Source organism: Microbacterium sp. W1-4-2 (assembly GCF_058349885.2).
In genome coordinates this window covers 1,332,212-1,356,342 of the sequence record NZ_JBYRJC020000001.1, presented here as the reverse complement: position 1 = coordinate 1,356,342, position 24,131 = coordinate 1,332,212, and the positions used below count along the sequence as shown (strand labels likewise).

The 24,131-nt window shown below is 70.9% G+C and carries 27 protein-coding genes and 1 tRNA gene; 17 read left to right on the top strand and 11 right to left on the bottom strand.

Annotation, left to right across the window (positions count from 1 at the left end; all coding sequences use genetic code 11):
* Positions 1-417, top strand: coding sequence for a nucleoside-diphosphate kinase (ndk, locus tag AC3RX0_RS06295; protein ID WP_491505060.1), 417 nt, complete (start codon positions 1-3; stop codon positions 415-417).
* Between the two features lie 125 nt (positions 418-542).
* Here ndk and AC3RX0_RS06290 read toward each other — a convergent pair whose 3' ends face one another.
* Positions 543-1,181 carry a vitamin K epoxide reductase family protein gene (locus AC3RX0_RS06290; protein WP_491505059.1) on the bottom strand — a complete coding sequence of 213 codons (639 nt, stop codon included), beginning with the start codon at positions 1,179-1,181 and terminating at the stop codon, positions 543-545.
* A gap of 377 nt (positions 1,182-1,558) precedes the next feature.
* Here AC3RX0_RS06290 and AC3RX0_RS06285 point away from each other — a divergent pair, with 377 nt between their 5' ends.
* Positions 1,559-3,883 carry an Rne/Rng family ribonuclease gene (locus AC3RX0_RS06285; protein WP_491505396.1) on the top strand — a complete coding sequence of 775 codons (2,325 nt, stop codon included), beginning with the start codon at positions 1,559-1,561 and terminating at the stop codon, positions 3,881-3,883.
* A 52-nt stretch (positions 3,884-3,935) separates the two neighbouring features.
* Here the strand turns inward: AC3RX0_RS06285 and AC3RX0_RS06280 are convergent, their stop codons facing one another.
* Together AC3RX0_RS06280 and AC3RX0_RS06275 are read right to left on the bottom strand one after the other, a co-directional pair.
* Complete coding sequence (locus AC3RX0_RS06280) at positions 3,936-4,529, bottom strand: TMEM175 family protein (RefSeq protein WP_491505058.1); 594 nt, start codon at positions 4,527-4,529, stop codon at positions 3,936-3,938.
* Complete coding sequence (locus AC3RX0_RS06275; protein ID WP_491505057.1) at positions 4,526-4,801, bottom strand: DUF4031 domain-containing protein; 276 nt, start codon at positions 4,799-4,801, stop codon at positions 4,526-4,528. The genes AC3RX0_RS06280 and AC3RX0_RS06275 overlap by 4 nt, the downstream gene beginning before the upstream one ends.
* Positions 4,802-5,020: 219 nt before the next feature.
* Between AC3RX0_RS06275 and rplU the strand changes: the two genes are divergently transcribed.
* From rplU to AC3RX0_RS06220, 11 genes are all read left to right on the top strand, one after another.
* Entirely contained in the window at positions 5,021-5,329 is a 309-nt protein-coding gene (gene rplU / locus AC3RX0_RS06270) for a 50S ribosomal protein L21 (RefSeq protein WP_491505056.1), read from the top strand.
* Between the two features lie 20 nt (positions 5,330-5,349).
* The gene (gene rpmA, locus AC3RX0_RS06265) at positions 5,350-5,607 is read left to right on the top strand and encodes a 50S ribosomal protein L27 (protein WP_491505055.1); all 258 of its coding nucleotides are present in this window, start codon (positions 5,350-5,352) and stop codon (positions 5,605-5,607) included.
* Positions 5,608-5,704: 97 nt separating this feature from the next.
* Entirely contained in the window at positions 5,705-7,222 is a 1,518-nt protein-coding gene (obgE, locus tag AC3RX0_RS06260; protein ID WP_491505054.1) for a GTPase ObgE, read from the top strand.
* The gene (gene proB / locus AC3RX0_RS06255) at positions 7,219-8,073 is read left to right on the top strand and encodes a glutamate 5-kinase (protein ID WP_491505053.1); all 855 of its coding nucleotides are present in this window, start codon (positions 7,219-7,221) and stop codon (positions 8,071-8,073) included. Before obgE ends, proB begins: the two co-directional genes overlap by 4 nt.
* A 9-nt stretch (positions 8,074-8,082) precedes the next feature.
* On the top strand, positions 8,083-9,342 hold the full coding sequence (locus tag AC3RX0_RS06250; RefSeq protein ID WP_491505052.1) for a glutamate-5-semialdehyde dehydrogenase: 1,260 nt from the start codon (positions 8,083-8,085) through the stop codon (positions 9,340-9,342).
* A 70-nt stretch (positions 9,343-9,412) separates the two neighbouring features.
* Positions 9,413-9,634, top strand: coding sequence for a hypothetical protein (locus AC3RX0_RS06245; protein WP_491505051.1), 222 nt, complete (start codon positions 9,413-9,415; stop codon positions 9,632-9,634).
* 9 nt (positions 9,635-9,643) lie between these two features.
* Complete coding sequence (gene nadD / locus AC3RX0_RS06240) at positions 9,644-10,240, top strand: nicotinate-nucleotide adenylyltransferase (RefSeq protein WP_491505050.1); 597 nt, start codon at positions 9,644-9,646, stop codon at positions 10,238-10,240.
* A complete protein-coding gene (locus AC3RX0_RS06235) occupies positions 10,237-11,499 on the top strand; it encodes a hypothetical protein (protein ID WP_491505049.1) in 1,263 nt (420 codons plus the stop codon). The genes nadD and AC3RX0_RS06235 overlap by 4 nt, the downstream gene beginning before the upstream one ends.
* Positions 11,496-11,873, top strand: a complete 378-nt coding sequence (gene rsfS, locus AC3RX0_RS06230) for a ribosome silencing factor (protein ID WP_491505048.1) — start codon at positions 11,496-11,498, stop codon at positions 11,871-11,873. The genes AC3RX0_RS06235 and rsfS overlap by 4 nt, the downstream gene beginning before the upstream one ends.
* Positions 11,874-12,119: 246 nt before the next feature.
* Positions 12,120-12,192 (top strand) — tRNA-Ala (locus tag AC3RX0_RS06225).
* A gap of 135 nt (positions 12,193-12,327) precedes the next feature.
* A complete protein-coding gene (locus tag AC3RX0_RS06220; RefSeq protein WP_491505047.1) occupies positions 12,328-12,720 on the top strand; it encodes a VOC family protein in 393 nt (130 codons plus the stop codon).
* A gap of 24 nt (positions 12,721-12,744) precedes the next feature.
* Here AC3RX0_RS06220 and AC3RX0_RS06215 read toward each other — a convergent pair whose 3' ends face one another.
* The gene (locus tag AC3RX0_RS06215; protein WP_491505046.1) at positions 12,745-12,930 is read right to left on the bottom strand and encodes a DUF1918 domain-containing protein; all 186 of its coding nucleotides are present in this window, start codon (positions 12,928-12,930) and stop codon (positions 12,745-12,747) included.
* 147 nt (positions 12,931-13,077) lie between these two features.
* Here AC3RX0_RS06215 and AC3RX0_RS06210 point away from each other — a divergent pair, with 147 nt between their 5' ends.
* Positions 13,078-13,419, top strand: coding sequence for a hypothetical protein (locus AC3RX0_RS06210; RefSeq protein ID WP_491505045.1), 342 nt, complete (start codon positions 13,078-13,080; stop codon positions 13,417-13,419).
* A gap of 19 nt (positions 13,420-13,438) precedes the next feature.
* Here the strand turns inward: AC3RX0_RS06210 and AC3RX0_RS06205 are convergent, their stop codons facing one another.
* Positions 13,439-13,990: a cysteine hydrolase family protein gene (locus AC3RX0_RS06205; protein WP_491505044.1), complete on the bottom strand. Its 552-nt coding sequence runs from the start codon at positions 13,988-13,990 to the stop codon at positions 13,439-13,441.
* A complete protein-coding gene (locus AC3RX0_RS06200) occupies positions 13,990-15,462 on the bottom strand; it encodes a purine-cytosine permease family protein (protein WP_491505043.1) in 1,473 nt (490 codons plus the stop codon). The genes AC3RX0_RS06205 and AC3RX0_RS06200 overlap by 1 nt, the downstream gene beginning before the upstream one ends.
* Positions 15,463-15,595: 133 nt before the next feature.
* On the opposite strand from AC3RX0_RS06200, the gene AC3RX0_RS06195 reads away from it, so the two are divergent.
* Positions 15,596-16,717 (top strand): PQQ-dependent sugar dehydrogenase, encoded by a 1,122-nt coding sequence (locus AC3RX0_RS06195; RefSeq protein ID WP_491505042.1) that lies wholly within the window; start codon positions 15,596-15,598, stop codon positions 16,715-16,717.
* Between the two features lie 25 nt (positions 16,718-16,742).
* On the top strand, positions 16,743-18,416 hold the full coding sequence (locus AC3RX0_RS06190) for an acyl-CoA dehydrogenase family protein (RefSeq protein WP_491505041.1): 1,674 nt from the start codon (positions 16,743-16,745) through the stop codon (positions 18,414-18,416).
* 77 nt (positions 18,417-18,493) lie between these two features.
* Here AC3RX0_RS06190 and AC3RX0_RS06185 read toward each other — a convergent pair whose 3' ends face one another.
* The 5 genes from AC3RX0_RS06185 to AC3RX0_RS06165 form a co-directional block, all read right to left on the bottom strand.
* Positions 18,494-19,276 (bottom strand): DUF805 domain-containing protein, encoded by a 783-nt coding sequence (locus tag AC3RX0_RS06185; protein ID WP_491505040.1) that lies wholly within the window; start codon positions 19,274-19,276, stop codon positions 18,494-18,496.
* A 48-nt stretch (positions 19,277-19,324) separates the two neighbouring features.
* Complete coding sequence (locus tag AC3RX0_RS06180) at positions 19,325-20,182, bottom strand: 3-methyladenine DNA glycosylase (RefSeq protein ID WP_491505039.1); 858 nt, start codon at positions 20,180-20,182, stop codon at positions 19,325-19,327.
* A gap of 64 nt (positions 20,183-20,246) precedes the next feature.
* Complete coding sequence (locus AC3RX0_RS06175; RefSeq protein ID WP_491505038.1) at positions 20,247-20,957, bottom strand: SOS response-associated peptidase; 711 nt, start codon at positions 20,955-20,957, stop codon at positions 20,247-20,249.
* 64 nt (positions 20,958-21,021) lie between these two features.
* Positions 21,022-22,062, bottom strand: coding sequence for an App1 family protein phosphatidate phosphatase (locus tag AC3RX0_RS06170; protein WP_491505037.1), 1,041 nt, complete (start codon positions 22,060-22,062; stop codon positions 21,022-21,024).
* 81 nt (positions 22,063-22,143) lie between these two features.
* Entirely contained in the window at positions 22,144-22,803 is a 660-nt protein-coding gene (locus AC3RX0_RS06165) for a DedA family protein (protein ID WP_491505036.1), read from the bottom strand.
* A gap of 41 nt (positions 22,804-22,844) precedes the next feature.
* Between AC3RX0_RS06165 and AC3RX0_RS06160 the strand changes: the two genes are divergently transcribed.
* Complete coding sequence (locus tag AC3RX0_RS06160) at positions 22,845-24,119, top strand: anthranilate synthase component I family protein (protein ID WP_491505035.1); 1,275 nt, start codon at positions 22,845-22,847, stop codon at positions 24,117-24,119.
* Positions 24,120-24,131: the final 12 nt, after the last annotated feature.

Genomic DNA, 24,131 nt, shown 5'->3' with positions numbered 1-24,131 from the left:
ATGCCCACCGAAGAGACCCTCGTCCTCGTCAAGCCGGACGGGGTGGCCCGCGGGCTGACCGGCACGATCCTCGCCCGCATCGAGGCGAAGGGGTACTCGCTGGTCGACCTGCGCCTGGTCGAGCCCGACCGCGAGCGCCTGGAGCGCCACTACGCCGAGCACGAGGGCAAGCCGTTCTACGAGCCGCTGCTCGAGTTCATGATGTCGGGGCCGTCGGTGGCGATCCGGCTGGCCGGTGAACGCGTCATAGAGGGCTTCCGGTCGCTGGCCGGCACGACCGACCCGACCACCGCCGCCCCCGGCACCATCCGTGGCGACTTCGGTCGCGACTGGGGTTTGAAGGTGCAGCAGAACCTCGTGCACGGCTCGGACAGCACCGAGTCGGCGCAGCGCGAACTCGGCATCTGGTTCCGCTGACGCAGAGCTGCCGCTGTCTCGTGACGCTCACCGGCTGATGGCCATATCCCATCAGCTGGTGAGCTGCCGCTGAGGGCGAGAAGGGCGCGCGGCCGGTCCCGATCGAGCGACTCTGACCGAGCGGATCAGGCCCAGCCGAGCTGGATCTGGATCGTGTGCCAGACATTGGGCACGGCGTTCAGCTCGACCTGGGCGAGCAGGATGACGATGCCGTAGGCGACGATCGTCATGAGCGGCACCCACGCCATGAGGCGGTCGGCGACGTGCCGGCCGCGGTTCGGAAGCGGCACCACGCCGGAGCGGAGCAGGTGGATCGTGACGACGAAGAACGACGGGATCGTCACCGCCCACGTCACCATGCACCAGGGACACAGCGTGTGCAGGTTCGGCGCGAAGATGCTCTGCGAGATCAGCCAGCCGACGAACGTGATCGCGAAGGCGAAGCCGACCCAGAAGAGCACCCAGAACCACCTGGCGAAGCGGGCACCCGCCAGGATCGCCATGCCGACGACGATGGGAGCGACCCAGCAGGCCACGCCGATGATCGGATTGGCGAAGCCGAACACGTTGCCCTGCCAGGAGTCGATGTTCTTGCCGCACTGCACGAGCACGCTGAAATCGCACGAGGCGTTCTTGCCCGGATTCTGGAGCAGGTAGATCTTCTCCACGGTCAGCTGGAACGCCGCCCACCAGCCGATCACGCCCGCGATGATCAACCAGATGGCCAGGCCCTTCGGATGCGTGTGCGTCTGCGATTGCGGCATGGCTCGGATTATGGCATCAGACGCTGTGGACACGGGCGTGACGGGCCGTGATGTCGCGGCTCGCCGAGGCGTTCAGGCCCTCGCTTCGCGCAATGCGGCCAGGAAGTGCGATAATGACTGCAGATGCTCTCACGGCCGCGCCGTGAGCGGCATCGACGAAGACTTCGGGCGATGAACGCCCTCGCAGTCAGCGCCGAGAGCCTGCTGCAGACCGAGTGAGTTCGCGGCCCCGACCCGTACCGGAAGGGCACGGAGCGGCGCCGCACGAGATTTCGCCGGGTGACGCGCGGTGTCACCCGCCAGGGAGTACGCCGGTGACGGTCGATGAGAACAACGAACCCCGTGACAACCAGACACCGCCGGACGCAGCGCCGTCGTTGACGTCCGACGTCCCGGAGGCCGACGCCCCCGGCGTCGCGGCGTCCGCAGGCGAGGCCGCGGAGTCTGCTGTCGCACAGGATGCCGCGCCCGAGGGGCCGGCGGAGGTCCCGGCGGCCTCTGACGCGCACGAGACGCCGTCGGAGGAATCCGCCCCCGCTGAGGTGGCCGCAGAGCCGTCGGAAGCTCCCGTCGAACCGGAGGCGCCCGCCGAGCCGGAGGCGCCCGCCGAGCCGGAGGCGCCCGTCGAGGCGGAGGCTCCCGCCGAGCCGGAGGCTCCCACCGAGGCGGAGACCACCGTCGCGCCCGAGCCGGAGCCCATCACTGCTGTGAGCCTCGGCTTCCTGCCCGAGGAGTTCGTGTCGTCGGTCTCGACCGCTCTGCACTTCTACGCACCCGAGATCACCGTGCTGCCCGCGCTGCCCAGCCCCGAGGCGCCCGCTGAGACCGGCGGCAGCAGCCGTCGGCGCAACCGTCGCCGCGGCGGCGAGCGGGCGGACTCGGGCGACGAGCAGGCACCGCGCGAGCGGGCCGTCGAGGTCGTCACCGAGCCGCAGCGCATCAAGGGATCCACTCGCCTCGAGGCCAAGAAGCAGCGGCGCCGCGACGGCCGCGACGCCGGACGTCGCCGCCCGGTGGTGACCGAGGCAGAGTTTCTCGCACGCCGCGAATCCGTCGACCGCGAGATGATCGTGCGGTCCAAGAACGGCCGGATCCAGATCGCCGTCCTCGAAGACAAGGTGCTCGCCGAGCACTACGTCGCGCGCAGCCAGGACGCCTCGCTCATCGGCAATGTGTACCTGGGCCGCGTGCAGAACGTGCTGCCCAGCATGGAGGCCGCCTTCGTCGACATCGGCCGCGGCCGCAATGCCGTGCTGTACTCGGGCGAGGTCGACTGGGACGCCGTCGAGACCGGCAACCAGCCGCGCCGCATCGAGCTGGCCCTGAAGAGCGGCGACCGGGTGCTGGTCCAGGTGACGAAGGATCCCGTCGGCCACAAGGGCGCGCGCCTGACCAGCCAGATCTCGCTGCCGGGCCGCTACCTCGTGTACGTGCCGGGCGGGGCCATGAACGGCATCTCGCGCAAGCTGCCCGATACCGAGCGTGCGCGCCTCAAGCGCATCCTCAAGGAGGTGCTGCCCGAGTCGTCGGGCGTGATCGTGCGCACCGCCGCCGAGGGCGCCACCGAAGAGCAGCTCACCCGCGATGTGCAGCGGCTCACGTCCCAGTGGGAGCACATCAACCGCCTGATCGAGACGACGCAGGCGCCGGCGCTGCTGCACTCCGAGCCCGATCTGCTCGTGAAGATCGTCCGCGACGTGTTCAACGAGGACTTCTCGAAGATGCTCATCCAGGGCGAGGATGCACAGCGCACGATCGAGGGCTACCTGCAGGCGGTCGCGCCCGACCTGCTCGATCGCGTCGAGCGCTTCGACGGCGACGGCGACCCGTTCGACCGGTTCCGCATCACGGAGCAGATCGAGAAGGCGCTCGAGCGCAAGGTCTGGCTGCCCTCAGGCGGGTCGCTGGTGATCGACCGCACCGAGGCGATGACCGTCGTGGACGTCAACACCGGCAAGTTCGTCGGTTCGGGGGGCAACCTCGAAGAGACGGTCACCAAGAACAACCTCGAGGCGGCCGAAGAGATCGTGCGCCAGCTGCGCCTGCGCGATATCGGCGGCATCATCGTCGTGGACTTCATCGACATGGTGCTCGAGTCCAACCGCGATCTCGTGCTGCGCCGGCTCGTGGAATGCCTCAGCCGCGACCGCACGAAGCACCAGGTCGCCGAGGTCACCTCGCTCGGCCTCGTGCAGATGACCCGGAAGAAGATCGGCCTGGGGCTGGTGGAGACCTTCAGCGAGCCGTGCGAGGTCTGTGCCGGGCGGGGGATCATCGTGCACCACGATCCGGTCGTCAAGCACCGCACGCAGACCGGCGGCGGCTCGCCGCGACGCACGCGGCCCGCAGTGCCCACCACGACGCCGGCCGGCGGCACGCACGTGATCACCGAGGGCGCGAAGTCCGCACTCGCCCAGATCGCGGCATCCACGATCCACCACCCCGAGGGCGACGAGCCCGCGCCCGAGCAGATCGCTCTGCCCGAGCCGGTGCCGGCCGAGCGGCCGAAGAAGCGCAAGAAGCGCAAGGACAAGGATGCCGCGGCCGCCCGCGAGCCGAAGTCCGAGAAGCAGCTGCTGCTGGATTCGGTGCTCGACGCCCTGCCCGAGCCCAAGGCGCCGGGCCAGGGCCGTTCGCGCCGGCGGGTGACCACCGCGAGCCTGCCGGGCACCCCGGTCGCCTACACGCCCGAGGGCGAGTAGTCCGCTTCTCCGAGTCCCTCTCCGGATCGCACCGTATGCGACGGGGAGGGACTCAGGCGTTGTTCTCGGGGTGCTCGCTCAGGAAGCGCTCGACGCGGCGGTCGGGGATGAGCCACATCAGGGCGACCACGACGTAGGGAACGAGACCGAGCCAGGGGACGACGAACGCCAGTGCGATTCCCAGCAGGTAGAGCACAGGCGAGAGCCATCCCTTCAGGTCTCTGCCGATCGCCTCGCGCAGCCGCTCGCCGCCGGGCAGGTGTGTGATCGCCTTCTGCAGCAGGAAGTACGCGATCGCCGCGGCCAGCAGGTTCAGGCCGTACACCACGGTGGGCACGAGCGCCACGCGGGACTCCGTGAGCCATGCGGTCGTGAACGGGTACAGCGAGAGCCAGAACAGCAGATGCAGGTTGGCCCACAGCACGCCGCCCATGACGGGCGGGCGCAGCTGGAAGAGGTGGTGGTGGTTGTTCCAGTAGATGCCGATGTAGACGAAGCTCAACAGGTACGTGAGCAGCCCCAGACCGGAGGTGTGCACGAGATCGGCCCAGCCGTGCCCGGTGGGCACGGCGAGGCCGAGCACCATGACCGTGATGATGATCGCGAGCACGCCGTCGCTGAAGGCCTCGAGCCGCGAGGACGTCATCGGCCCTGCCTCCGCTCGCGTGCCGTGACCCGCAGACCCGAGGCGATGAGCCGGCGCACCAGCTCATGGCCGCCGACGGGCACGGCACCCGCGGCGACCAGCCGTTCGTGCGCGTCTTCGGGCACGTCGTAGTGGTCGCGGTCGAACGCGCGGTGAGGGAGTCCCTGCGCCTGCGCGAACGCATGCAGCTCGTCCAGCGACGAGTCCGAGACCAGGTGCGCCCACAGCCGGCCGTGCGCGGGCCAGCGCGGATCGTCGATGAGGATCGCCACGGCTCGATCCTAGGCGTGACACGCGAGCGCGTTCCTTTTGCCGATGGTCGCCGCATCCGGTAAAGTAGACCCCTGGTGCATTGCGCCTCGCCCTCGTATGGCGCGCGCCGCCGTCCGGGCAGACCGGGCGGCCGAGCACCACAGACTTCATCTTTCCCAAGAGCAGAGTCTCGCCAAGACAACCGGAGCCGTGCGCTCCCAAGACGAAACAGGTGTGAAGTGGTTTACGCAGTTGTGCGCGCCGGTGGCCGGCAGGAGAAGGTCGAGGTCGGCACGATCGTCGTCCTCGACCGTCAGCAGGCTGAGGTCGGCGACACCCTCGAGCTGCCCGCCGTGCTCCTGGTCGACGGCGACGCCGTGACCAGCGACGCGGACAGGCTCGCGAAGGTGACCGTGACGGCCGAGGTGCTCGGTGAAGAGCGCGGCCCCAAGATCGTGATCCAGAAGTTCAAGAACAAGACCGGCTACAAGAAGCGCCAGGGCCACCGCCAGGACCTCACGCGCGTCAAGGTCACCGGCATCAAGTAAGCCAAGAGGAGACGCTTCAGATGGCACACAAGAAGGGCGCGAGCTCTACCCGTAACGGCCGCGACTCCAACGCCCAGCGACTGGGCGTCAAGCGCTTCGGCGGCCAGGCCGTCAACGCCGGCGAGATCATCGTCCGCCAGCGCGGCACGCACTTCCACCCCGGCGTGAACGTCGGCCGCGGTGGCGACGACACGCTGTTCGCGCTGTCGGCCGGCGCCGTCGAGTTCGGCACGAAGGGCGGCCGCAAGGTCGTCAACATCGTGGCGGCCGCGGAGTAGTCGCAGTTCGTACACTGAACCATGGCGAGGGGCGGGCTTCGGCTCGCCCCTCGCCGCGTATCCACCGGCTGAGAACACACTGAGAGCAGGGAGTGTCATGGTCACCTTCGTCGATCGCGTGACGCTGCACCTGCGTGCGGGCAAGGGCGGCAACGGCTGCGTCTCGGTGCGGCGCGAGAAGTTCAAGCCGCTGGCCGGTCCCGACGGCGGCAACGGCGGCAACGGCGGCGACATCGTGCTGGTGGCCGACCCGCAGGTCACGACGCTGCTCTCGTACCACCACTCGCCATACCGCACCGGTGGCAACGGCGGCTTCGGGATGGGCGACAATCGCTCCGGCGCCCTGGGCGAGTCGATCGATCTGACCGTGCCCGTCGGCACGGTCGTGCGCGACGCCGACGGCGAGGTGCTCGCCGACATGATCGACCCCGGCATGCGCTTCGTCGTGGCCGAGGGTGGTCGCGGCGGGCTCGGCAACGCGGCGCTGGCCACCACCAAGCGCAAGGCGCCGGGATTCGCGCTGCTGGGCACGCCCGGCTGGGAGGGTGACGTCGTCCTCGAGCTGAAGACCGTCGCCGACGTCGCGCTGGTCGGCTTCCCCTCGGCGGGCAAGTCGAGCCTGATCGCGGCGGTGTCGGCCGCGCGCCCGAAGATCGCCGACTACCCGTTCACGACCCTGCACCCGAATCTCGGAGTGGTCGAGGCCGGCGACGTGCGGTTCACGGTCGCCGACGTGCCGGGCCTCATCGAGGGCGCCAGCGAGGGCAAGGGCCTCGGGCTCGAGTTCCTGCGTCACGTCGAGCGCTGCACCGCGCTCGTGCACGTCCTGGACTGCGCGACGCTCGAGCCCGGCCGCGACCCGCTGACCGACCTCGATGTCATCCGCGCCGAGCTCGCCGCCTACCCGGTGCCCGAGGGTCAGGTGCCCCTGCTCGAGCGCCCGCAGCTGATCGCCCTGAACAAGGTCGACGTGCCCGAGGCGAAGGATCTCGCCGACCTCGTGCGCCCCGACCTCGAGGCGCAGGGCTACCGCGTGTTCGAGATCTCGACCGTGAGCCACGACGGCCTGCGCGCGCTCTCGTTCGCCCTCGCCGAGATCATCGCTCAGCATCGGGTCGAGGCGGCCGCGCACCCGACCGCACCGCGCGTGGTCATCCGCCCCAAGGGCGCCGACCGCGAGTTCGCCGTGCGCGTCGAGGGCGGCACGTATGGCCCGCTGTACCGGATCCTGGGCGCGAAGCCCGAGCGGTGGGTGCAGCAGACCGACTTCCAGAACGACGAGGCCGTCGGGTTCCTGGCCGACCGGCTCGACAAGCTCGGCGTCGACGACGCGCTGTACAAGGCGGGGGCGATCCCCGGCGCGACCGTCGTGATCGGCCCCGGCGACGGCGTCGTGTTCGACTGGCAGCCGTCGCTGACCTCGGCGGCCGAGGTCATGGTGGCCCCCCGCGGCAGCGACCCCCGCATCGACCCCAGCATGCGTCGCACGACGGCCCAGCGGCGCGAGTGGTACCACGAGCGGATGGATGCCAAGGCCGCCGCCCGTGCCGAACTCGAGGCTGAACGGCTTGCGACGACCTCCGACGTCCGGGACGACGAGGACGACGCGCGATGACCGCGTCGCGTCGCTCGGAGCTGCCCTCTGCGCGTCGTGTCGTGGTGAAGGTCGGCTCGTCGTCGATCAGCGGTGACAGCGTTGTGAAGATCCAGCCGCTCGTGGCCGCCCTCGCCGCCGCGCACGGACGGGGCACCGAGGTCGTGCTCGTCTCGTCGGGGGCGATCGCGACCGGGATGCCGTATCTGAAGCTCACGTCGCGGCCCACAGATCTGGCGACCCAGCAGGCGGCCGCCGCGGTGGGACAGAACGTGCTCATCTACCGCTACCAGGCCGCACTGCGCGAGTTCGGGATCGTCGCGGGACAGGTGCTGCTGACGGCGGGCGATCTCGAGAACCGGACGCCGCGGCTGAACGCCCGCCGGGCGATGGAGCGACTGCTCGGACTGCGGATCCTGCCGGTGGTGAACGAGAACGACACGGTCGCCACGCATGAGATCCGCTTCGGCGACAACGACCGGCTGGCGGCCCTCGTGGCCAAGCTGATCCGCGCCGACGCGCTGGTCCTGCTCAGCGATATCGATTGCCTGTACACCGCGCCGCCCGACCAGCCCGGAGCCGAGCCGATCGACGCGGTGGCATGGGGCGAGGACCTCACCGGATTCGAGTTCGGCTCGGTCGTCGTCAACAGCGTCGGAACCGGGGGAGCGGCGACGAAGGTGTCGGCCGCGCGGCTGGCCGCGGCATCCGGCATCGGTGCGATGGTCACGCACGCCGACCTGCTGCCGCAGGCGCTGGCCGGCAAGCGCGTGGGCACGTGGTTCGAGCCCAATCCCGCGCCGCCCGAGTCGACCCTCACCGGGGCCCTGCGTATGACGGCGCCCACGGCCCCCTCGGCGCCATCTCGGTAGACTGGTGTGATGACGCAGGCTCTCGCCACCGCCCGGGAACGCATGTCGAGGGCGAAGGATGCCGCGCGCTCGGTGGGGCTGCTCGACGATGCGCGCAAGCGCACCGCGCTGCTGGCGGTGGCCGATGCCATCGAGGCGGCGTCCGCCTCGATCGTCGCGGCGAACGATGAAGACCTCGCGCTGGGCCGCGCGGACGGGCTGTCCGAGGCGCTGCAGGACCGGCTGCGACTGGACGTCACGCGCGTGGGTGCTCTGGCGACCGCCGTGCGCGAGATCGCAGCGCTGCCCGATCCGGTGGGCCGTGTCGTGGATGAGCGCACGCTGCCCAGCGGCGTGCGGCTGCAGAAGGTCACGGTGCCGTTCGGTGTCGTGGGCACGATCTACGAGGCCCGCCCGAACGTCACCGTGGACATCACCGCACTGTCGCTGCGCTCGGGCAACGCGGTCGTGCTGCGCGGCGGCAGCGCGGCGCAGCGCACCAACCGAGCGCTCGTCGACGTCATGCGCGGCGCCCTCGCGGCGGCGGATGTCGACCCCGAAGCCGTGCAGACCGTCGACGACTTCGGACGCGACGGGGCCCGGGAGCTGATGCATGCGCGCGGCCTCGTCGACGTGCTGGTGCCGCGCGGCAGCGCCCAGCTCATCGAGACGGTCGTGACCGAGTCGACGGTGCCGGTGATCGAGACCGGGGCGGGCGTCGTGCACATCGTCCTGGACGCGTCGGCCCCGCTGGAGTGGGCGCGCGACATCGTGGTCAACGCGAAGGTGCAGCGCCCGAGCGTCTGCAACGCGGTCGAGACGGTCCTCGTGCACCGAGATGCGGCATCCCGTCTCATCGGACCGGTGGTCGGCGCCTTGCAGGACGCCGGGGTGACCGTGCACGGAGACCACGCCGTCGCCGCCCTCGCGCCGGACGTCGTGCCGGCCACGGACGCCGACTGGTCGCTCGAGCATCTGAGCCTGGATCTGTCGATGCGGGTGGTCGACGACCTGGACGAGGCGCTCGCGCACATCCGGCGCTACTCGACGCACCATACCGAGTCGATCATCACCGCCGACGACGCGAACGCCGAGCGATTCCTGGCCGAGGTCGACTCGGCCGTCGTGATGGCCAACGCGTCGACCAGGTTCACGGACGGGGGCGAGTTCGGCTTCGGCGCCGAGGTGGGCATCTCGACGCAGAAGCTGCATGCGCGCGGCCCGATGGGCCTGACCGAGCTCACGAGCACGAAATGGCTCGCGCGCGGCACCGGGCAAGTCCGAGGATGAACGCCTAAACTGTCAACGAGCGCCTTCCGCGCCTGAGCCTGTGAGCCCATTACCCGTGACTGGAGTCCCGATGTCCTTCGCCTCATTGATCGCCTTCGCCGCCGAGGAGGCCGGGTCCGGCAACGTGATGCTCGAGACCGTCGTGTACCCGATCATCGCGCTGGTCGTGTTCGGCGCTCTTGCGATGGTGACGCTGTCGTACCGCAACGTCGCCAACCGGCACGCGCACAAGGCGGAGGCGTACGCGAAGGAGCACGCGGACGATCTCGCGCAGACGGGACACGGCCACTAGGCCCACCGCATGACGGCGACGCGAGCCCCACGCATCGGGGTGATGGGCGGGACGTTCGACCCGATCCATCATGGACACCTGGTGGCGGCGTCCGAGGTCGCGGAGTCGTTCGACCTCGACGAGGTCGTCTTCGTGCCGACGGGGCATCCGTGGCAGAAGAGCGACGTCAGCCTGAGCGAGCATCGATACCTCATGACGGTCATCGCGACCGCCTCGAACCCGCGATTCACCGTGAGCCGGGTCGACATCGACCGCCACGGGCCGACCTACACCATCGACACGCTGCGGGACCTGCAGACCGAGCGGCCCGACGCGGAGTTCTTCTTCATCACGGGGGCTGATGCCGTAGCGCAAATTCTCAGTTGGAGGGACCATGATGAACTGTGGGATCTCGCCCATTTCGTCGCGGTCTCGAGGCCCGGCCACGTCTTGAACACGGACGGCCTCCCGAGCGACGACGTCAGCCAGCTCGAGATCCCCGCCCTGGCGATCTCGTCGACCGACTGCCGAAAACGCGTCCGTGAGGGCCACCCGGTGTGGTATCTCGTCCCGGACGGGGTCGTCCAGTACATTGCGAAGCATCATCTTTACCGGAGCAAGGCATGAGCACATCCGATCAGCCGAACACTCCGCCGCTCACCCGCAAGCAGCTGCGTGAGCTGCGGAACACAGGGGCGACGTCCGTCGTGCCCGCGACCTCTGAGATGCCTGCGGCCGACCCCGCGGCCGAGGCGGACCGCACCGACACCGGCCGGCAGGGCCCCGCCGCGGGCGGCTCGCCCGCGGCGGCACCCGCGCCGACCCTGACCGCGGCACGCCCGAGCTCGCCGTTCGCCCCGCCCGCCGAGGGTGCCGCGCGCCCGGCGCCGCTTCCGCGTGCAGCCAAGCCCGCTCCCGTGCACACCGCCCCCGTGCCGGATGCCAGCGTCGATCTTGGCGCCGCGCCGCTGACTCGGCGTCAGGCCCGCCAGCAGGAGCGCATCCGCACCGCCTCGGTGCCCGTGATCACGCCGGACGTGGTCTCGTCCGGCACCGTCCCGGTCGCGCCTCCGGCAGAGGCGGTGCCGACGCCGGCGCAGCAGGCCGCGCAGTCCGTTACTGAGACGCAGAACCCGTTCGCTCCGTCCGCCGGCCCGTACGCGCCATCGGCGCCGGCCGCGCCCGCCGCCCAGCCCGCAGCCGCGCCGGCCGCAGCATCCGCCACCGCGACCGTGATCGACCCGTCGCCGTGGACGCAGCATGCGGCCGAGGACGAGCCGGACTCCGACACGGGCTGGCTGCGCGCCGTCGTCGGCGAGAACGAGCCGACAGAGGTCCCGGCATCTGCAGCACCTGTGGAGCCCGCCGCGGCGCCCGCCGAGCGTGCGGTGCTGAACCCGATGTTCGGCGCCGGCCTGCTGGCGAACGCCCGGGCGGCCTCCGACACGTCGGCGTCGTTCGAGCAGCTGCTCACGCGCGACACCTCCAGCACGGGGTCGGTCGCCGCCCCGCACGCGCTGATCCTGTCGCACGCGGCGGGTGCTCCGCTCGTGGCGCCGATCGCCGGCACCGGCGAACTCCTCGTCACCGGCACGCTCGTGCTGCCCGAGGGCCTCGGATCCACCGGACACGCCCCCGGCGTCGCCGACGGCCGTGAAGTGGACGCCGTGCTGGTCGACGGCGAGCTGCCCGCCCACTCGTCCCCCACGCCGATCGCTGCAAGTGCCGCCGTGAGCACGATCAAGACGGCCGACGAGATCATCCAGCCGCCGGCGCCCGAGCGCGGCGGCAAGCTCATGGTCTCGCTCGCGATCACGGCAGGCGTCCTGGCGCTGGCCCTGGTCGGTGTGCTCGTCTACGCGCTGGCGACGGGAGTCATCTCGTGACCGCGACCGCACAGGCCGTGGAGATGGTGCAGATCGCCGCCCGTGCGGCGCACGCGAAAGGTGGCGAGGACCTGGTCGCCCTCGACGTCTCGCAGCCGCTGCCCCTGGTCGACGCCTTCCTCGTCGTGTCGGGTCGCAGCGAGCGCAACGTCGCCGCGATCGCCGACGAGGTCGAAGAGAAGCTGCTCGAGGCCGGCCACAAGCGGCTGCGGCGCGAAGGCCGCCAAGAGTCGCGGTGGATCCTGCTGGACTTCGGCGACCTCGTCGTGCACGTCTTCCACGAGCAGGAGCGCGTGTACTACGGGCTGGAGCGCCTGTGGAAGGACTGCCCCGTCGTCCCGATCGAGCAGCTCGAGCCCGTCCGCACGCAGTGACCTCGTTGCCGCGCTCGTGAGGCGGCGCGGCGCGGCTCGCCGCCGGCACAGAGTGGGATGCCGCGCGCCCGCGCGCGTGCCTCGGCGCGCGCCATCGACCCGGCCCGATTGCACCGGAAGAGGTCGTTCCGTGTGCATCTCGGCCAGGTTGTCGACGACCGGCGAAGGCCCGGGCCGATTTCGCTCCGGCCCGATCGATGTAGTAGGCTGAACGGGTTGCTTCGGAGAGATCCGGAGCGAATATCCGGGCCTGTGGCGCAGCTGGTAGCGCACCTGCATGGCATGCAGGGGGTCAGGGGTTCGAGTCCCCTCAGGTCCACCGAATCGAAGACGTTCGAACCCTGCTCCGCATCGTTACGGGGCGGGGTTCCTTCGTTAGGCGGGCTGGAATCGCCGGGAATGATCGGGCGTCTTGGCGCTGTCCGGCGCGGAGAGCGAACGACGAAGGAGAGCAATGGCCTTGCAGATCGACGCCATCAACATCACCGCTCGCGACCACGAGTCGCTCGGAGCCTTCTGGCAGGCGCTGCTCGCCCTGCAGGAGGACCCCGACAACCCGAACCTGCCCGGCGACCCCGTCACGGTGCTCCTCACCGAGCCGCTGGCGATCCGTTTCGTGATCCAGCCGGTCGACGAAGGCAAGGAGTGGGCGCCGCGGATCCACTTCGACCTCACGCCCGTCGACACCACGCGCGACGCCGAGGTCCTGCGCCTGCAGGAGTTGGGTGCGACGGTCGTCGCGGACGGCCGGCGTGAGAACGGCAGCGGGTACGTCACGATGAGCGACGTCGACGGCAACGAGTTCTGCGTGCAGCGCAGCACTGAAGAGGTCACGGCCGCCGGCTGATCGGCTCAGTGCTGCGTAGAGCGATCATCCCGCGTGGAGGATCTCGCAGTCGGTGCCGGGGGAGAGCACGGCCTCGTGTCCGTCGTCGAAGCGCACGACCAGAGTCGTGGCGTCGTCATGCTCTCTGACCTCGATGATCTCGCCTTCCCGCTCGGCGGCGCCGACGGTGGTGCCGTGGATGCGGATGCGGTCGCCTGCAGTGGGGTTCATCGCGCTCACCTCACGGTTCACGATACGCCGCACGGAGGGTGCGCGGCAGTGCCCGGACGGGCCGATCCGCCGCAGCGGTGTCCGAGTCCCGCCGACGCGGAGCAGAATGGAGACGGACGGGCGATCGGTGACGCGAAGGAGCAGACGATGTCGCAGGCAGTCGCATCAGCACAGGCCGAGCGGATCATGGCGGCGGTGGACAGCGCGGTCGCGCTCGGGCCGGGCTTTCTGCGCGGTGACGTGACCGTCGATGCGATGACCGCGACGATGGTCGCCGCGGTCGAGGGTTATCTGGCCGACGAAGCGGCCGACGGGCGCGACGGCGCTCCTCTGGGCGCGCAGTCCGCGCAGCTGTACCCGGTGCTGCGGGAGCTCAGGACGTGCGGCGGCGGCTACCGCGCGGGGCGCTGCGACGCCGCCTGCGTGGCACGCACCATGACGCAGCTGGTCGCCGAGTTCGGGGCCGGGGCCGAGATCGCGGCCGAGTAGTCGCTTCGCCCCGCGCGGATCATGACGCGCCGGCGAGCACGGCCTGGGTCTGCGTGACCGTGATCTGCGGCGGATACAGTCCCAAGACGTGCAGTGCCGCGGCCTGATTCTCGGCCGTCGACCCGGCACACGCGTCGGCGACGACGCTCACGGTGGCACCGGCGTCCGCGGCCGGGAGCGCGGTCGAGATCACACAGCAGTCCGTCGACACGCCGGCGAGCACCAGGTGCGGCGCGGGACCGGTGATCGCCTCGAGCGCCGGCCCCCACTTTCCGAAGGTCGGTCGATCGAGGGTCGCCCGCGGCGACAGGGCCGCGGCATCCGGCACCAGTGCGTAGAGCGGGTCGTCGGCCGGGACGTCCGCGAACGGCCACACGGCGAAGTACGCGCCCCAGGAGGTGTCGCGGTCCGCCGTGGGCAGCCACCGCGTGACGATGGCCCGATCGCCGAACGCGTCGGCCAGCCGCCGGATGTTGACCATCGCGGCATCGAAGAACGGCGAGCCCCATGGTGATCGCGGCGACGCGAAGATCGTCTGCGGGTCGATGACGACCAGCCACGGGTCGGGCATCAGCCCGCCTCTTGCGCGCGGATCTTCGCCGCGCGGGCGAACCACGTCACCAGGAATGAGAGCACCAGGGCGAAGAACACGCCGAGGTTCGCATACGCCCATGCGCCGTCCCTGCCGCCGATGAGGAACAGCAGGTAACCCTGCCAGTTGTTCCAGGCGGCGTCCTGGGCGAACGAGTTGACGACGAAGCCCCAGCCGATGACGGAGGTGACGATCATCGTGCCGATCGACATCCAATCCCACGCCCCGTAGCGGCCCTTTGCATCGAACAGCGCCGCGTCGTCGTAGTCCCGGCGCCGCCGCAGGATGTCGGCGATGAGGATGCCCGCCCACGACGCGAGGGGGACGCCGAGCGTGATCAGGAAGCTCTGGAACGGAGCCAGGAAGCTGCCGGCGAAGAAGACCACCCAGATCGTGCCGAGGGTGAGGATCACCCCGTCGATCGCGGCCGCGGACGGACGGGGGATGCGGATGCCCAGACTCAGCAGGGTCAGGCCCGACGAGTAGATGCCCAGCACGGCGCCCGAGACGAGGGCGAGGATGGCCGTGATCAGGAACGGCACGAGCACCCAGACCGGGAGGATCTGCGCCAGCGCCCCGATCGGGTCGTTCTGCACGCCCTGGAAGAGCTTCTCGTCAGACCCCGCCAGCAGCAGGCCGAAGATCACCAGGATGACCGGCGCGATGGCACCGCCGAATGTGTTCCACCAGATGATGGCGCCGTCGGATGCGGTGCGCTTCTGGTACCGCGACCAGTCGGCGGCGATGTTGATCCACCCCAGGCCGAACCCGGTCATGACCAGCACCAGCGCGCCGATGACCTGTCCGATATTGCCCGAAGGGTGCGCCAGCACCGCCGCGAAGTCGATGTGCGGGATCGCGAGGACGATGTAGACGATCGTCACCACGCCGGTGACCCACGTGAGCACCGACTGCAGCTTCATGATCGTGTGGTAGCCCAGCACGGATGCCGTCACGATGAGCGCCGCGACCACGACGGTCGCGATGAGCTTGACCGCGACCCCGCCGTCGCCGCCCAGCTGCGTGATGATCGTCGTCGTGGCCAGCACCGCCGTGATCGACAGGAAGGTCTCCCACCCGATCGACGTCAGCCACGACACGATGCCGGGCACCTTCTGGCCGTGCACGCCGAACGCGGCGCGCGACAGGATCATGGTCGGCGCCGATCCGCGCTTGCCCGCGATCGCGATCAGGCCGCAGAGGAAGAACGAGACGACGATCCCGATGATCGAGACGATCGTCGCCTGCCAGAACGAGATGCCGAAGCCGAGGACGAACGAGCCGTACGACATGCCGAACACCGAGACGTTCGCGGCGAACCAGGGCCAGAACAGGTCTCGTGGCCTGGCGGTGCGCTCGGACTCGGGGATGATCTCGATTCCAGTGCGCTCGATGAGCGTAGAGGTGGGCACTGCGGCAGCGGCAGTGGCGGGATCGGGTGCTGCGGGCATGGGGACGTCTCCTGGGCGAGCGTCGTCGGGTGGGCGGGTTCGTGACCATCCTGGCATCGCCGGGTCGCGCGGCACCAGAGGTCGCTTGCGCGCCGCGCCGCAGCGCGCGAAGCTGGGCGGCGGGAGCAGGTCGATGCGGGCACGCTGCAGGTCGTCGGGCACGGCGATCATCGGGGCGCTGATGATCGCGTTGGCCGCGTGCGCGCCCTCGCACGACGACGGGCTGCCCAGACCCGTGCCGACCCCGTCCTCGCCCACGGCTTCTGCGACGCAGACCCTCGGCACTCCCGAGACCTTCGCGACCGGGCTGCAGGCACCGTGGTCGCTCGTGCCGCTGCCGGACGGCGGAGCACTGGTGTCGCAGCGCGACGACGGCACGATCCTCGAACTCGACCGGTCGGGGCGGGCGCGCACCGTCGGGCGGATCCGCGGCGTCGTCCATCGCACCGAGGCGGGATCGAACGGCATCGCGCTGTGGCACGGCGACGGCGGCACCTGGCTGTACGCCTACTACGCGACCGCGACCGATGACCGGGTGGTGAGGATGTCGCTGCTCGGTGCAGCCGGCACGTACCGGCTGGGCGCGCCCGAGGTCGTGGTCGACGGCATCCGCAACGGGCCCGTCCACAACGGCGGCCGGCTCGCCTTCGGACCGGACGGCATGCTCTACGTCACGACGGGCGACGCGGGGCATCCGTCCGACGCGCAGGATCGATCCAGCCTGAACGGCAAGATCCTGCGGATGACACCTCGCGGGGCGCCGGCGCCCGGCAACCCGTTCGGCACCGTCGTGTACAGCTATGGTCACCGGGACGTGCAGGGCATCGCCTGGACCCCGGACGGCACGATGTGGGCGACGGAATTCGGTGAGAACACGTGGGACGAGCTCAATGTGATCGTGCCCGGCGGCGACTACGGCTGGCCCGTGGTCGAGGGGCGCTCGAGCGACCGCCGGTTCCGCAACCCGGTCGTGCAGTGGCGTCCCGACGAGGCCAGTCCCAGCGGCCTGGCCGCGGATGGCACGACGCTGTACATCGCGTGCCTGCGCGGCGAACGGCTGTGGCAGGTGCGCACGGCCGGCGCGTCGGCGATCGGCCGGCCGGTCGCCTTGGTGCGCGACGCCGACCGCCTTCGCGACGTCGCCGTGGGGCCGGACGGCGATCTCTGGGTGCTCACGAACAACACCGACGGCCGGGGAACGCCGCGAGCGGGCGACGATCGCGTGCTGCGGATCCCCGTCCGTCAGGGCGGATGAGCGCTTGCGGCAGTAGCGTGAACGCATGAGCACCCTGGGTCGTGGTCGGCAGCCGGGCGGGACGCACGTCGTGGAGAACCAGCCCGCGTGGCGGGTGGACGTCGACGAGTACGGGTTGAACCGGCCGCTGGTGGAGGCGGTGAGCGCGTTCGGCGCGGCCTGGGCGGACGACGGGCTGCACGACGTGGGCACCCTCGTCGGCACGCGCGACTTCCAGCGCGACGCACACCTGGCACACCAGCATCCCCCCGTCGCCCACACCTTCGACCGCTGGGGCTTCCGGCTCGACGAGGTGGAGTACGACGAGTCGTACCACCGGATCATCGCCGCCGCGGTGGCGGCGGGCGCACACACCTCCGCGTGGGCCGACCCGCGACCCGGCGCTGCGGTGGCACGCGCGGCGACCTTCATGCTGTTCGCCCAGATCGAGCCGGGCCACGCGTGCCCGATCTCGATGACGCATGCGGCCGTGGCATCCCTTCAGGACTCGCCGTGGATCGCCGACGAGTGGCTGCCGCGCCTGTTCTCGCGCACCTACGAGCGCCACCTCCTGCCGCCCGAGCAGAAGCCCGGCGCCCTGATCGGCATGGCGATGACCGAGAAGCAGGGCGGCTCGGACGTGCGCGCCAACACGACCACGGGCGTGCACGTGAGCGGGCACAGCTACCAGCTCACCGGGCACAAGTGGTTCTGCTCGGCGCCGATGTCGGACGCGTTCCTGGTGCTCGCGCAGACGCGGCGCGGCGGCACCGACGAGGGGCTGTCCTGTCTGTTCGTACCGCGTCTGGTCGCCCACGGCGAGCGGAACGTGTTCCGCATCCAGCGGCTGAAGGACAAGGTCGGCAACCGCTCGAACGCGTCGGCCGAGATCGAGTTCGACGGCACGGTCGGCGTGCTCGTCGGCGAGCCCGGTCACGGCGTGCGCACGATCATCGAGATGGTGCAGCGCACCCGGCTGGATTGCGTGCTGGGCACAGCGGCCGGCATGCGGCAGAGCGTCGCCGAGGCGGTGTGGCACGCGCGCGATCGCCGCGCGTTCGGCCGGCTGCTGGTCGATCAGCCCGCGATGACCGCGGTGCTGGCCGACCTGGCGCTCGAAGCCGAGGCATCGATGCTGATGGGGATGCGGCTCGCCAGCGCGTTCGAGGCCGATGCGACCGACGAAGACCGGGCGTTCCGGCGCCTGGCGACCCCGGTCGCGAAGTACTGGGTCTGCAAGCGCGGCCCGCACCATGCGTATGAGGCGATGGAGAGTCTCGGCGGCAACGGGTACATCGAGTCGTTCCCGCTGGGCAGGCGCTTCCGTGAGCAGCCGGTGATGGCGATCTGGGAGGGATCGGGCAACGTCATCGCACTCGATGTGCTCAGAGCGCTCGCCCGCGACCCCGAGTCGGCCGACGCGGTGCGGGGCGAGATCGAGGCCGCGCAGGGCGCGCATCCGCTGCTGGACGAGCACAACCGGCGCACACTGTCACTGCTGCACGCGGTGACCCACGCCGATCTCGACGCCGCACAGGCGCAGGCTCGGCGGCTCACCGAGGCGCTGGCGCTGTCGCTGCAGGCGAGTGTCATGGTCCGTCACGCGCCGAGTCTCGACGCCGACGCTTTCGTGGGTGCGCGTCTGGCCGACGACCGCGGCTGGCAGTACGGCGTGCTGCCGCATGGGACGGATGCCGCGGCCATCCTGGCCCGGCATTGAGAGCCGACACCGAGCCCGGCATCCACGCGCCGTGAAGCGTGGCGCTGACACCCGAACGGGTCGGTCGCCGGTCCGGATCAGGGATGCTTGCTCGGCATCGCGCACAGCACCAAGACGGCGAGGCTGCCGAAGGGGATGACGCCGAGAAAGACAAGGGCCCAGTGGTACCCGCCGTCGCGCAGACGGCGGACGGTGACGGCGAGCGAGGGGATCGCGGTGCCGAGCCCCCACACCCACAACAGCAGGATGAACAGGTTGTCGAAACCGCCGAAGCCCGGGTACAGCAGGTTCGGCCCCGACCCGTCGAGCGCGAAGCCCGAACCGATGACGGCGAAGATCATCAGCAGATAGGCGCCGACGACGATGATCGTGTAGAACAGCGCCCAGTACCAGAGCTCGGGGCGCGAAGCACGGCCATCGAACCGGGCGTACTTCGTGAAGACGGCGCGGATCGCGCTGCCCATGCCCGTCACGTGCGGGCGATCATCGATCGGGGAGCGCCACGCGCCGATCGGTGGCGCGGCGGCATATCGCTGACCGCCGTACGCGGCCGTGCCGTACGGAGCCGTCCCGTACGGAGCCGTCCCGTACGGAGCCGTTCCGTAAGGACCGGCGCCGTAGGCGGGCGCACCGTGCCCGGGCATGCCATACCCGGCGGCGTCGTGCGCCGCTGTGCCGTGCCCCGTCGTCGCGGCGGAGGTCGCATCCGCGTCGTGCACGCCAGGTGCCGGGGGCGGCGGGGCCGTCGGCGGAGTCTGGGTGTACGTCGTCCACGCGGTGCCGTCCCACCAACGGTGCCCGGAGCCGCCCTGCGGATCGGGGTACCAGCCGGCAGGCGGCAGTGGATTGTTCGTGGTCACGGCGGGTCTCCTCGGGGTGGGCGGAATCCCTCCACCGTACAGGCAGCGTCAGACGCTCAGCGCGTCCAGCAGCCGCCGTCGGATTCCGTCGGCGCGGTCGGCGAACACCCGCTGGCGACGCACGTACTCGGCCTTGCCGTCTGCGGTCTCGATGCGCACCGTTTCGCCCGCCCACGCCTGCATGTCGTAGGGCGAAGCCTGCATGTCGAGATAGCGGATGTCGCGTGCGAGCTCGAACGCGTCCAGCAGCAGCTCGCCCGGCACCAGGGGGCCGAGCTTGACGGCCCACTTGTAGACGTCCATATTCGCGTGCAGGCAGCCCGGCTGCTCGAGCTCGGCCTGGGTGGCGCGGGTCGGCCCGACCGCGTTGCGCGGCACGGCATCGGGCGTGAAGAACCGGAACGCGTCGAAGTGCGTACACCGCAGCTCGCCGGCCTCAACGACCGCGTCGGTTGCGGCCTGCCCCAGCCGCAGCGGCACGGGATGCCGATGCTCGCGCTGCCGGTACACCATCGCCCACTCGTGCAGGCCGAAGCAGCCGAATCGCGCCGGGCGGGCGGCCGTGGCGCGCAGGATGCGCTCGACCGCGTCGATCAGGCCCGACTTGTCGGCGCGGTAGGCAGCGGCATCCACTTCGGCGCCGCCGGGCGCGGACGCGGCACGGTACCAGCGCCACTGGGCGCGCTCCGCCGCATCGGCGAGCTCGACGCCGGCGCCCGGGTGCCACCGCCGCAGCACCGACGGCTTGTACGCGTAGTACGTGAACAGGAAGTCCTCGACGGGGTGCTTCTCGCCACGCGCGGCGCGGGCGCGGTGGCCCGCCGTCAGCGCGTCCGCCCGAGCCCGATGGGCCTCCTCGCGGGCGCGCCAATCCTCGTGCGCAAGCATGCGGGCGGTTCCGGTCATCCCTCCAGGGTAGAGGCGGCGGACTGCGCGAGCCCGGAGAGCCGGACGGTCCCGTCCGGAACCGTCATCCGACCGGCTCGATGAGCTCGGGGGAGTCGTTGCGGACGTTGCCGACGGCCTTCGACACGACGTGGTCGGTGAGGGTGGCGGCGACGTCGGGGGCAGCGTCGACGGCCGCGTCGAGCACGTCGCCCACGTTCTCGGTCGTGGGATCGAGCCACGCGTCGGCGAAGTCGGGATCGAGGAACAGCGGCATGCGATCGTGGATCGAGCCGAGCGGGCCGATCGCGTCGCGGGTGAGGATCGTGAAGCTGAGCACCCAACGCGCCGGGTCGTCGTCGGTCGCGGCCGGATTCTTCCACCACTCGTAAAGCCCCGCGAAGAACATCGGCGTGTCGTCGGCCGGGTGGATGTAGTGCGGCACCTTCATGCCGTCGGCCTGCTTCCACTCGTAATACCCGGATGCCGGGACCACGGCGCGGCGCTTGATCAGGGCGTTGCGGAACATGGGCTTGTCTTCGACCTCTTCGGCCCGGGCGTTGATCGCGCGGGCGCCGATCGACACGTCCTTCGCCCACGGCGGGATCAGGCCCCAGCGGGCGGACTCGAGCCGACGGGTGGGCGGCTCGGTCTTGCTCGAATCGAGCACGATCGCCGCGCGGTCTGTGGGCGCCACGTTGTAGGACGGCGCCGGCAGGTCATCACCGGTCACGTCCACCCGGAGCACGCCCACGAGCTCGGATCCCACATTCGCCACCACGAACCGTCCGCACATGCCGATCAGCCTACGTCGTGGCGAGGACACCGAGTCCGACATGCAGCGCGACGCCGGCGCAGCGTCAGGGGGTGCGGGCGACGCCGACCTCTTCGAGGCGTTCGAGCAGGGCTGCCCCGTCGTCGCCGGTGACCCACGGCACCGCGGAGGCGGAGTGGTCGTCGACAGTCGTGCGTCCACCCGCGAGCATCGCCTCGGTCGACGAGAGCCGGCGGATCGCGACGGCCGCCACGCTCTGCGGATGCCTGCCCGCGAACCGGGTGTAGATCGCGTCGTCGTGCTGGCCGTCGTCGCCGATCAGCAGCCACGAGATCTGCGGGAACTGGACGGCCAGCCGCTCGAGGTTGCTCGACTTGTGCTCGGTGCCGCTGCGGAACCAGCGGTCGTGCGTGGGCCCCCAGTCGGTCAGCAGCAGGGCGCCCGCGGGGAACAGGTGGCGGCCGAGGAAACGGATGAGGGTCGGGCCGACGTTCCAGGCACCGGTCGAGAGGAACACCACCGGTGCGCCCGGGTTCTCGCGCACGAGGCGCTCGAGCAGCACCGACATGCCGGGCACCGGCTGGCGCGCGTGCTCGTCGACCACGAACGAGTTCCAGGCGGCCACGAGAGGGCGGGGCAGCGCCGTCACCATGACGGTGTCGTCGACGTCGCACACGACGCCGAAGCGGACGCCCGCGCCCACGATGAACACGCGGGCGTCCACCGGCTCGCCGCCCTCGACCGACATCGTGACGGTGTGCCACCCGGGCGCGAGGGTCGTCGGCAGCACGGTGTCGACGACACCGCCGCGATCGGCGACGACGTCGTGCGGCTCGCCGTCGATTGTCACCGTCACCTGGGCGAAGCCGATCGGCACGGACAGGAAGCTGCGCCACCCGCGCACCGATCCGTACTCGCCGTCCGATCGGCGTCGGCCCGGGGGAGTGATGAGGACGCGGCCGAGCACCCGCACCCAGTTCTCGCCGCCGTACCCGGGGAAGGCGGCGACGGTGGGGGTGAGGCCGCGACGGCGGGCGCGTCGTTCGCGCCACGCGTGTAAGCGGTACTCGAGGCGCGCCAGCCACAGCACGTCGGCGCGCCGCGCCGCGGCGGATTTCTCGGGCATCCTCCCCAGTCTCGCATGCGTGCGCGCCGACTGTCAGCGACCGGCAGCCTGAAGCAGCCCGTTCGCCGGCGCTCGGCGGACTCAGTGGGTCTGGTCGTCGACCGGGTCGGCGAAATGGCGTCGTTCGATGCGCTCGATGATCTTCTTGACCGCGAAGACGAGCAGGAGGAAGGCGACGAGGACCCCGACGAACAGGTACCCGGCGAAATGCAGCCGGTCTGCGACCTCACGGTAGGTGCCGGCGGCGAGCCCCGACACCGTGACATAGGCGCTGGCCCAGACCACGCACGCCGGTGCGGTCCAGGCCAGGAACCGGCGGTAGGAGTAGCCGCTCATGCCGACCGTCAGGGGCACGAGCGAGTGCAGCACCGGCAGGAACCGCGAGATGAAGATCGCGAGGCCGCCGCGGCGGCGCAGATATTCCTCGGCGCGCTGCCAGTTGCGCTCGCCCAGCCAGCGGCCCACGCGCGAGGCGCGGATGCGTGGCCCGAGAACCCGGCCGAGCCAGAACCCGAGGCTCTCGCCGATGAGCGAGCCGGTGACGATCGCCGCGACCAGCGCGATGCCGCCCCACACCGACGCGGTGGCCGTCCCGGCCACCAGGACGATCGTGTCTCCCGGAACGACGATGCCCACGAGCACGCTGGTCTCGAGCAGCATCGCGACGCCCGCGATGAGGACCCGCAGCAGCGGGTCGACGGCCTGCACGGCGTCGAGTATCCCCGTCAGGACGTCGTTCACACGCTGAGCATAGAGGCACTTGCTCGCCTTAGCCTGGGAACGTGCACCGACCCCTTCTCGCGCTCACCCGGGCCGCCGTGCCCGCCGAACCCGCCGACGTGTTCGCAGCGGTCGCCGCGCGTCATCGCGACGTCTTCTGGCTGGATGCCGGCCCCTTCGCCCGCGAGGGCTGGAGCTGGGTGGGCTGGGGCGAGCGGTGCGACGCCGCCGACGTGCGGGCGGCGCATGCGACCGGCGAGCAGACGACCGGCCCCGCGGGCCGCTTCTCCGGCGGCTGGGTCGGATGGAACGGATACGAAGCCGGCGCCGCGCGAGCCGGCGCGCCGGTGCACGACGCAGACGACGACGTCCCCCAGGAGGCCTGGCTGCGCGTGCACGGCCTCGTCGGGTTCGACCATGGGAGCGGGGCCGTCTGGACCGGAGGGCAGATCGACCCCACGGCCCCAGCGCCCCCGGCGGCTGCGGCATCCCACCCCGTCCGCGCGGTGCGCGCGCGCCACACCCCGGCTGAGTACACCGCGCTGATCGGTCGCTGCCGCGATGCGATCGAGTCCGGCGACGCCTATCAGCTGTGCCTGACCACCCGCTTCAGCGTCGACGGCGACATCGACGCGGTGGCGACGTACGCAGCGCTCCGGGCGGCGACCCCGGCCCATCACGGCGGGATCATCCGCATCGGCGAGGCGGCGCTGGTCAGCGCCAGCCCCGAGCGCTTCCTCGAGGTCGACGGCGACACCGTGTGCACCCGCCCGATCAAGGGCACCCGCCCGCGGGGGATGGATGCCGCGGCCGACGCGGCCCTGGCCGCCGAACTGCATGCGGACGTGAAGGAACGGGCCGAGAACGTCATGATCGTCGATCTCATGCGCAATGACCTCAGCCGCGTGTGCCTGCCGGCGACCGTGCACGCCGAGCGGCTGCTCGAGGTGGAGACCTATCCAGCCCTGCACCAGCTCGTGAGCTGCGTGACGGGCCGGCTGCCGCGGGACGCCACGGTGGGCGACCTGCTGGACGCGGCCTTTCCGGCCGGCAGCATGACAGGTGCCCCGAAGCTGTCGGCCATGACGCTTCTGCACGGGCTCGAAGGCGGCCCGCGCGGCGTGTACGCCGGGTGCTTCGGCTGGGTCGGCGCCGCGGGCGGCCTGGACCTCGCGATGGTGATCAGGTCGATCGTGGTGCATCCCGGGGGAGCCTATGTCGGCGCCGGCGGCGGCATCACGTGGCGGTCGGTGGCCGCCGCCGAGGTCGCGGAAGTCGGACTCAAAGCCCGTGCGCCGCTGGCGGCGCTCGGGGCCGTGGTGCCCGGCGGCTGGTGAAAAGCGCCGGTC

Excerpts from the sequence above, each read along its gene's own strand:
- ndk (WP_491505060.1), top strand. The coding sequence starts at position 1 with ATGCCCACCGAAGAGACCCTCGTCCTCGTCAAGCCGGACGGGGTGGCC.
- AC3RX0_RS06290 (WP_491505059.1), bottom strand. The coding sequence starts at position 1,181 with ATGCCGCAATCGCAGACGCACACGCATCCGAAGGGCCTGGCCATCTGG.
- AC3RX0_RS06280 (WP_491505058.1), bottom strand. The coding sequence starts at position 4,529 with ATGACGTCCTCGCGGCTCGAGGCCTTCAGCGACGGCGTGCTCGCGATC.
- rpmA (WP_491505055.1), top strand. The coding sequence starts at position 5,350 with ATGGCACACAAGAAGGGCGCGAGCTCTACCCGTAACGGCCGCGACTCC.
- obgE (WP_491505054.1), top strand. The coding sequence starts at position 5,705 with ATGGTCACCTTCGTCGATCGCGTGACGCTGCACCTGCGTGCGGGCAAG.
- proB (WP_491505053.1), top strand. The coding sequence starts at position 7,219 with ATGACCGCGTCGCGTCGCTCGGAGCTGCCCTCTGCGCGTCGTGTCGTG.
- AC3RX0_RS06250 (WP_491505052.1), top strand. The coding sequence starts at position 8,083 with ATGACGCAGGCTCTCGCCACCGCCCGGGAACGCATGTCGAGGGCGAAG.
- AC3RX0_RS06245 (WP_491505051.1), top strand. The coding sequence starts at position 9,413 with ATGTCCTTCGCCTCATTGATCGCCTTCGCCGCCGAGGAGGCCGGGTCC.
- nadD (WP_491505050.1), top strand. The coding sequence starts at position 9,644 with ATGACGGCGACGCGAGCCCCACGCATCGGGGTGATGGGCGGGACGTTC.
- AC3RX0_RS06235 (WP_491505049.1), top strand. The coding sequence starts at position 10,237 with ATGAGCACATCCGATCAGCCGAACACTCCGCCGCTCACCCGCAAGCAG.
- AC3RX0_RS06220 (WP_491505047.1), top strand. The coding sequence starts at position 12,328 with ATGGCCTTGCAGATCGACGCCATCAACATCACCGCTCGCGACCACGAG.
- AC3RX0_RS06215 (WP_491505046.1), bottom strand. The coding sequence starts at position 12,930 with ATGAACCCCACTGCAGGCGACCGCATCCGCATCCACGGCACCACCGTC.
- AC3RX0_RS06210 (WP_491505045.1), top strand. The coding sequence starts at position 13,078 with ATGTCGCAGGCAGTCGCATCAGCACAGGCCGAGCGGATCATGGCGGCG.
- AC3RX0_RS06205 (WP_491505044.1), bottom strand. The coding sequence starts at position 13,990 with ATGCCCGACCCGTGGCTGGTCGTCATCGACCCGCAGACGATCTTCGCG.
- AC3RX0_RS06200 (WP_491505043.1), bottom strand. The coding sequence starts at position 15,462 with ATGCCCGCAGCACCCGATCCCGCCACTGCCGCTGCCGCAGTGCCCACC.
- AC3RX0_RS06195 (WP_491505042.1), top strand. The coding sequence starts at position 15,596 with ATGCGGGCACGCTGCAGGTCGTCGGGCACGGCGATCATCGGGGCGCTG.
- AC3RX0_RS06190 (WP_491505041.1), top strand. The coding sequence starts at position 16,743 with ATGAGCACCCTGGGTCGTGGTCGGCAGCCGGGCGGGACGCACGTCGTG.
- AC3RX0_RS06180 (WP_491505039.1), bottom strand. The coding sequence starts at position 20,182 with ATGACCGGAACCGCCCGCATGCTTGCGCACGAGGATTGGCGCGCCCGC.
- AC3RX0_RS06175 (WP_491505038.1), bottom strand. The coding sequence starts at position 20,957 with ATGTGCGGACGGTTCGTGGTGGCGAATGTGGGATCCGAGCTCGTGGGC.
- AC3RX0_RS06170 (WP_491505037.1), bottom strand. The coding sequence starts at position 22,062 with ATGCCCGAGAAATCCGCCGCGGCGCGGCGCGCCGACGTGCTGTGGCTG.